This window comes from Arthrobacter sp. TB 26 (assembly GCF_000427315.1).
GTDB lineage: Bacteria > Actinomycetota > Actinomycetes > Actinomycetales > Micrococcaceae > Arthrobacter.
In genome coordinates this window covers 1-7737 of record NZ_AUPJ01000466.1, presented here as the reverse complement: position 1 = coordinate 7737, position 7737 = coordinate 1, and the positions used below count along the sequence as shown (strand labels likewise).

At 67.9% G+C, this 7737-nt stretch carries 6 protein-coding genes and 1 pseudogene; 5 read left to right on the top strand and 2 right to left on the bottom strand.

The window, feature by feature from the left end:
* The coding region (locus K789_RS0117890; protein WP_024367965.1) for a cupin domain-containing protein at positions 1-674 on the bottom strand (674 nt) is incomplete at its 3' end.
* Positions 675-803: 129 nt separating this feature from the next.
* Positions 804-1625 (bottom strand): IclR family transcriptional regulator, encoded by an 822-nt coding sequence (locus K789_RS0117885; RefSeq protein WP_024367964.1) that lies wholly within the window; start codon positions 1623-1625, stop codon positions 804-806.
* A gap of 49 nt (positions 1626-1674) precedes the next feature.
* Here K789_RS0117885 and K789_RS23445 point away from each other — a divergent pair.
* The 5 genes and pseudogenes from K789_RS23445 to K789_RS0117860 form a co-directional block, all read left to right on the top strand.
* Positions 1675-3032 (top strand): annotated as a pseudogene (locus K789_RS23445) (MFS transporter).
* Positions 3025-4281: an FAD-dependent oxidoreductase gene (locus tag K789_RS0117875; RefSeq protein ID WP_024367963.1), complete on the top strand. Its 1257-nt coding sequence runs from the start codon at positions 3025-3027 to the stop codon at positions 4279-4281. Before K789_RS23445 ends, K789_RS0117875 begins: the two are co-directional and overlap by 8 nt.
* 200 nt (positions 4282-4481) lie before the next feature.
* The gene (locus tag K789_RS0117870) at positions 4482-5276 is read left to right on the top strand and encodes an IclR family transcriptional regulator (protein ID WP_024367962.1); all 795 of its coding nucleotides are present in this window, start codon (positions 4482-4484) and stop codon (positions 5274-5276) included.
* Between the two features lie 156 nt (positions 5277-5432).
* Positions 5433-6710 carry a cytochrome P450 gene (locus tag K789_RS0117865; RefSeq protein WP_024367961.1) on the top strand — a complete coding sequence of 426 codons (1278 nt, stop codon included), beginning with the start codon at positions 5433-5435 and terminating at the stop codon, positions 6708-6710.
* Positions 6711-6715: 5 nt separating this feature from the next.
* On the top strand, positions 6716-7737 hold a 1022-nt coding region (locus tag K789_RS0117860; protein ID WP_024367960.1), incomplete at its 3' end, for a PEP/pyruvate-binding domain-containing protein.

Genomic DNA, 7737 nt, shown 5'->3' with positions numbered 1-7737 from the left:
GGGCGCAGGCCCGGGTGCGCCCAGAGCCGCTCGGAGCGGGAGATGTCCGGGGTGGCCTCGTCGGTGACACGCTCGGTGCCGAACTCGAAGAACCCGGCGTCGGCGTAGTGCACAAACGGGATGTCCAGGCCGTCGATCCAGGCCATCGGCTCATCGGTGTCGTTGTGGTGGCCGTGGAAGTTCCAGCCCGGAGTCAGCAGGAAATCCCCGCGCGACATCCGGACCGGGTCCCCGTTCACCACCGTCCAAACGCCTTCGCCCTCGACGACGAAACGGAACGCGTTCTGGGAGTGGCGGTGCTCCGGGGCGGTCTCGCGCGCACCAAGGTACTGGATGGCTGCCCACAGCGTGGGCGTGGCGTACGGCGTACCGGCCAGCCCCGGGTTGGCCAGGGCGATGGCGCGGCGTTCCCCGCCCCGGCCCACCGGGACCAGGTCCCCGGCGCGGGCGGCCAGCGGGTACAGGTCACTCCACCGCCACACGTGGGGCACCGCCTTGGGCGTCGGGACCATCGGCATCAGGTCCGCGATCTCGGTCCAGAGCGGGATCAGGTTCTCCCGGTCAAAATCCCGGTACAGCTCTTTGAGCTGGGCAGCCTCTTCGGGCGTCGGCTCCGGAGCAGTGTGCCCCGCGGCCACTGATTCATGAGTCGTGTTCTCGGCGCTGATGGACACGTGGGCCTCCTCGGTAGGTCAGAACAGTTCTTGGCGTAGTTCGACTGTACGGATGCAGCAGTGTGACCCCCAACATATTCTGCTGGTCAGAATTGGCGGACAGGGCAGACGGGACGCTGACCTGGGGGCTCAGTCCGGCTCGGCGGGATTTGCCGCGATATCGATCTCCAGCTGCCGGCAGGTTTCCCGCAGGGCGGGGACGAGGCCGGCGTCGAACACCTTGCGGAAGCGGGTGGCAGGTGTGGCGACGCTGAGGGCGCCGACCACGTGCCCGCGCCGGTTGTGCAGGGCCATCCCGAGGGCGCTCACACCATCCTCCGTCCCTTCGAAATTGGCCGCGAAGCCGTTGCTGCGGATCGACTCCAGCTCGCGCAGGAATGCCGGGTAATCCGCGGCCGGGATCGTGTCCCCGCCAATCTCGGCATTGTTGCTCCGGAAGAGCTGCTCGATCATGTGGGGTTCCAGTTCGGCGAGCATGGCCTTGCCGCCCGACGTCTTGTTGGCGGGCATCACCGTCCCCTGCCGGTCGCCAACCCGCAACACATTGTTCCCCTCCACGGTGGCCAGGAAACGCACTTTCGTGCCCACCCGCACCATGAGGTTGACGGTCTCGTTAAGGTGCGCGGAGAGCAATTCCATGTGCGGCTGGGCGAGTGAGCGCAGCAGCCTGGTCCAGCCCAGCCCGGCCGGCCCGACACCCATGGCCGGACCGGGCACGTAGCGGCGGGTTTCATCCTGCACGGCGAAGCCCCGGTAGACCAGCATGGCCAGGAGGCGGTGGGCGGTGGACGGGGCCACCCCCAGCTCCTCGGCGGCGTCCTTGAGCCGCAGCGCGCCGCCGTCCCGGAGCAGCTGCAGGAGCTGCAGGGCGTTGTCGACCGCCTCGATGGAATACGTGGGCCGCTTCTGCACGGGCTTCCGGGCGGATGTGGCTGCTGGCTTGTTCTGCACATCAGAATTGTATTGTGGTTCACCTGCAACGGCTAGGACAGTAAGTGGCATGAATCACACACCTTCCGCTGCAATGTCGCAACGGTCCACGCCCGGCGAGTCCGCCCCCGCCCCCGTTGACGGGCCGACGGCGCGGTTTTCCAAAGCGTCGGCAGCTGCCGTCCTCGTCTGCTGGCTCCTGGTGGTCTTCGATGGCTACGACCTCATCGTCTACGGCACCGTCCAGTCCTCCCTGATTTCCGAGACCGGCTGGGGGTTGACCAAGGCCACCGCCGGAACCATCGGTTCCATGGCCTTCGTCGGCATGATGATCGGGGCGATCTTCGCTGGCCGGATGGCCGACTCGTGGGGCCGCCGGCGCACCATACTCGGCTGCGCCATTGTCTTCTCGATCTTCACCATCCTCTGCGCCTTCGCGCCCAACGCCGCCGTCTTCGGCNCCTGCGGCTCCTCGCCGGCATCGGGCTCGGCGGCCTGGTGCCCTCGGCCAACGCCCTCGTTGCCGAGCTGGTCCCCACCAAATGGCGGTCCATCATTGCCACCCTGATGATGTCCGGTGTCCCGATCGGCGGATCCATTGCCGCCCTGGTCGGCATCCAGCTGATCCCCGCCTTCGGCTGGCAGTCCATGTTCCTCGTGGCCGTGCTGGCCCTGCTGATCGTGGTGCCGCTGGGGCTGAAGTACCTTCCGGAGACGCTGGCACCAATCGGTGCCGTAGGCAGGGAAACAGGAGAGGCGGCCCGCAAGTCCGGCACTGGCCGCACGATCAAGGAACCGGCAGGCTTCTCCACCCTGCTCCGCGCTCCGTACCTGGGGGTCAGCCTGCTGTTCGCCCTCGCGACGATCGCCACCCTGTTCGCCTGGTACGGGCTGGGAACCTGGCTGCCCAATCTCATGCAGCTCGCCGGCTACAACCTGGGGTCCGCCCTGACCTTCGCCCTGGCCCTCAACCTGGGTGCGGTGGCCGGTTCGGTGATCACGGCCTGGGCCGGAACCCGCTTCGGTCCGATTCCGACGGCGATCGCCGCGGCCNCCGCCGTCGCCGCCGGTGCCCTGGTCGTCCTGGTCACGGGACCGCCAGTCAGCGTCGTCTACCTCATGCTGGTCCTCGCCGGCGTCGGCACCCACGGCACGCAGTGCCTCATCATCGCCGCCGTCGCCAGCCACTATCCCGGACACCTGCGGGGAACCGCGCTGGGCTGGGCGCTGGGGACGGGCCGCATCGGCGCCGTCGCCGCACCCCAGATCGGCGGGCTCCTGCTGGCCGCCGGACTGGGCGTCAATTCCAATTTCCTCGCCTTCGCCGGCGCAGCCGCCATCGCCGCGGTCCTGCTGGCCGCCGTCGGCCTCAAACTCAAATCCAAACTCTCAATCCCCACCTCACTTACAGGAGCAAGCAATGTCTGAGCACGCCACGTCCACCGATGTCCTCGTCATCGGAGGGGGAATGGCAGGACTGGCCGGAGCCCTCGCGCTGCGTGAAAACGGCGCCAACGTCACCCTCGTGGAGCGGGCCCCCGAATTCGGCGAGGTCGGCGCAGGCCTGCAGATGGCCCCCAACGCCTCCCGCGTCCTGCAGCGCTGGGGCCTGCTGGAGAAGGCACTCGAGATCGGCGTCCAGCCCAAGCACCTGGTCTTCCGTGACGCCGTCACCGGCGATGAGCTCACCCGCCAGACGCTCGGCGGGGAATTCGCGGAACGCTACGGCGCCCCGTACGTCGTGATCCACCGCAGCGACCTGCACCGGGTCCTGCTTGAAGGCTGCGAAGCGGCCGGCGTTAAGCTCGTCAATGACGTTATGGTCGAAAGCGTTGAAACCGTCAACGGCCGCGGCGTGGCCCACACCGCCGCCGGCGTGGACTACGAGGCCGACGTCGTCATCGGCGCCGACGGACTCAGGTCCACCCTGCGCCCGCTCGTGACCAACGACGAGCCCGTCCCCTCGGCCTACGTCGCCTACCGCGGCACCGTCCCGATCACCGAAGACACCCCCAAGACCGACCTCGAGGACGTCATCGTCTACCTCGGCCCGGACTGCCACCTGGTGCAGTACCCGCTGCGCAAGGGCGAGCTGCTGAACACTGTGGCCGTCTTCAAGTCCGCTTCCTTCGAGCGCGGCGAAGAGCAGTACGGCGGCGTCGACGAGCTCGAGGCCGCCTACAAGGATTGCGTCCCTGCCGTTCAGGAAGCGCTCAAGAACCTGGCCACCGGGATCCGCTGGCCCATGTATGACCGCGACCCGATCGAAAACTGGGTCGCTGGCCGGATGGTCCTGATGGGCGACGCCGCGCACCCCATGCTGCAGTACCTGGCCCAGGGCGCCTGCCAGGCGCTTGAGGACGCCGCCGTGCTGCAGGACGCCACCGTCGGCACTGTCTTCACCGCCGACGGCGTCAACCCGGACGCCTGGGACGGTGCGATCAAGGAGTTCAACCAGATCCGCGCCGGCCGTACCGCCCGGGTCCAGCGCACCGCCCGCGTCTGGGGCGAATCCTGGCACGTCTCCGGGCTCGCCCGGACGCTGCGCAACCTGCTCTTCAAGAGCCGGAAGGACAACGACTTCCAGTACAACGACTGGCTGTACGGCCAGGACGGCGACGGCGTGCCCGCTGTCCGCGCCGCCAAGTCCGGCCTGGCGGACCGGGTTTCCGTCTGACCCGTCCCCGTCACAACCCCAACGCGGGGTCACTTCCCGCCCATCCGAGGCCTTCGGATGGGCGCCAAGTGACCCCGCGTTGTTTGTTCGCAGGGGCTGGGACTGTTCCGTCCACCCCGGGCTAGACTCGATTCCGGGCCGACGCGCGGCCGCCTGGCGCCGGACGCCAGGTCAGACCAGCCCGCGACAAGGAGGTCACGATGGCCGGCGGCAGCAGCGAACCCGGCAGGACCGTGACCTCGAAGGTCCTCTCCATCCTGGAAGCTTTCGAAAAGTCCCGGGGCGCCCTCAGCCTGACCGACATCGCCGAAAAATCCGGGTTGCCGCTGAGCACCGCCCACCGGCTGGTCAACGAACTCACCGACTGGGGACTGCTCTCCCGCGAGCCGAACGGCCGCTACCAGCTCGGCATCCGGCTCTGGGAGTTGGCCCAGAACACCGGGAGGCAGCTCCGCGACGCGGCCCGGCCCTACGTCCAGGACCTCTTCTCCCTCACCGGCGAGACGGCGCACCTGGCGGTCCGGGCCGGCCACGAGGTGCTGTACATCGACCGCGTCTACGGTTCCAAGCGGGTACCCCGCGCCGGCAGGGTCGGCGGCCGGCTGCCCATGCACGCGACCGCCGTCGGCAAGGTCATCCTGGCCTTCGAGGAGGACTGGGTCCGGGACGCCTACCTGAACCGGCAGCTGGAGCGGCACACCGCACACACCCACGTGGACCCGAAAAAGCTGGCCGCGGAACTCGAGCGAATCCGCGAGCAGGGCTACGCCACCACGCTGGAGGAAATCCGGCTGGGCTCCTGCTCGATCGCCGTCCCCGTCTTCCATACCGGCAGGATCGGTGCCTCGATCGGTCTGGTGCTGCCCACCAGCCAGGCGGCCACCATGACCCGGCACTTGCCGGTCCTGCGGGGCATCGCCGCCCAGATTGAGCGCGCCACGGCGAGGATCCCGCTCGAGACCCTGCTGGGCAGCCACGTCGCCGGGACGGACTGAGCCCAGACGGGAGTGTCCGCCCCGCCGCGGTCAGCAACTGGTTTCCACTGAGTGGAAGCTAACCCTGTCGACCGATAGTGATGGGGGCCACACTGGTGAATAAGAACCCCGGCATGCACTGGCGCTGCCGGCGGGACCGAAAACCAAGGAGCTTAGATGTCACCCTCGACGGAAACGGCCGGCCGCTGTCCCTTTGGACACGGCGCGGAAGCACCCGCAGGGCACCACGGCTACGAGCCGTTCCAGATGAAGGATCCCTTCCCGGCCTACGCCGAACTCCGGGCCGAGCAGCCCGTGATGTTCGACGAGCGGGTCGGCCTCTACGTCGTCTCCCGCTACGACGACATCAAGGCCGTGTTCGAGGACTGGGAGACCTTCTCCAGCGAAAATGCCCAGGCCCCCGTCCGCGAACGCGGCGCCGCCGCGAAGAAAATCATGGAAGACGGCGGCTTCACCGCCTACTCGGGCCTGTCCGCCCGCCGCCCGCCCGAGCACACCCGCATCCGCGCCGTGGTCCAAAAAGCGTTCACGCCCCGCCGCTACAAGGCGCTGGAGCCCTTCATCCGGCAGAACGTCGTGGAGCTGCTCGAAAAGATGCTGGCCCGTCCGGAGCACCGCGGCGACATGGTCAAGGACCTCGCCTACGACGTCCCCACCATCACCATCCTCACCCTGATCGGCGCGGACGTCTCCCAGGTGGACACCTTCAAGCGCTGGAGCGATTCCCGCGCGGCCATGACCTGGGGCGACCTCAGCGACGAGGAGCAGATCCCGCACGCCCACAACCTCGTGGAGTACTGGCAGGAATGCCTCCGCCTGGTCAAGGTGGCCCATGAGGAAGGCGGCGACAACCTCACCGCGGACCTCGTGAAGTCGCAGCAGGAAGGTGCCGAGATCTCCGACCACGAGATCGCCTCCGTCCTCTACAGCCTGCTCTTCGCCGGCCACGAGACCACCACCACGCTGATCTCCAACGCCCTCCGCGAGCTCCTGGCCCGCCCCGAGCAGTGGAAGCAGCTCGTCGAGGACCCCAAGAAAATCCCCGCCGCCATCGACGAGGTCCTCCGCTACGCCGGCTCGATCGTCGGCTGGCGGCGCAAGGCGCTCAAAGACACGGAAGTCGGCGGCGTCGCGATCGAGGAAGGCGCGCAGCTGCTGCTCCTGATGGGCTCTGCCAACCGTGACGAGAACAAGTTCAACGCCGGCGAGGACTTTGACGTCACCCGCCCCAATGCCCGCGAGCACCTCTCCTTCGGGTTCGGCATCCACTACTGCCTGGGCAACATGCTCGCCAAGCTCCAGGCCAAAATCGCGCTTGAGGAAGTGGCGCGGCTCGCCCCGGAACTGCAGCTGGAGAACCCGGAAGCCATCAACTTCCGCGAAAACCTGTCCTTCCGCGTCCCCGAGACCGTCCCCGTCAGCTGGAAGGCCTGAGAAATATGCAAAGCAACGAATACATCCAGTTCTTCGACGGCGGCATCGAACCGAAGCTGGAAAACCTCGGCGGCAAGGGCGCCTCCCTGGTCACCATGACCTCCGCCGGCATGCCCGTCCCGCCCGGCTTCGTGGTCACCACCGCCCAGTTCGACGCCTTTATGGAGGAAGCCGGCATCACCCGGCACATTCACCAGCTCCTGGCCGATCTTGACCCCGAGGACATGGGCCAGGTGGACAAGGTCTCCGCCGCCATCCGCGAGGACATCTGCTCCCGCCCGGTGCCGCAAGCGATGCGCGAGCTCACCGTCGGCGCCTACGAGGCCCTGATGTCCCGCTTCGAGGCACCCGTCCCGGTGGCCGTGCGCTCCAGCGCCACCGCCGAGGACCTCCCGGACGCCTCCTTCGCCGGACAGCAGGACACCTACCTCTGGCTCGACGGCGTCAAGGCCGTCACTGAGCACATCCGGCAGTGCTGGGCCTCGCTGTTCACCTCCCGCGCCATCATTTACCGGCTAAAAAACAACATCCCCAACGAGGGCCTCTCGATGGCCGTCGTGGTGCAGAAGATGGTCAACGCCCGCGTCTCCGGCGTCGCGATCACCATGGACCCCACCAACGGCGACCGCTCCAAGATCACCATCGACTCCTCCTACGGGGTCGGCGAGATGGTGGTCTCCGGCCAGGTCACCCCGGACAACATCATGCTGGACAAGGTCACCCTGACCGTCATCTCCGAACACCTCGGCGACAAGCACGCAGAGCTCGTCCCGGACGCCGCGGCCGGCCGCCTGGTGGAGCGGGAGGTCGACGCCGAACGCCGCGGCCGCCGCAGCCTCAGCGACGCGGAACTCACCGCCGTCGCGCAGATGGCCAAGCGCGCGGAGAAGCACTACAAGTGCCCGCAGGACATCGAGTGGGCCCTCGACACCGACCTGCCCGACGGCGAAAACCTGCTCCTGCTGCAGTCCCGGCCGGAAACCGTGCACTCCTCCAAACCGGCCGTGGTCACGCAAACAGTCCCGTC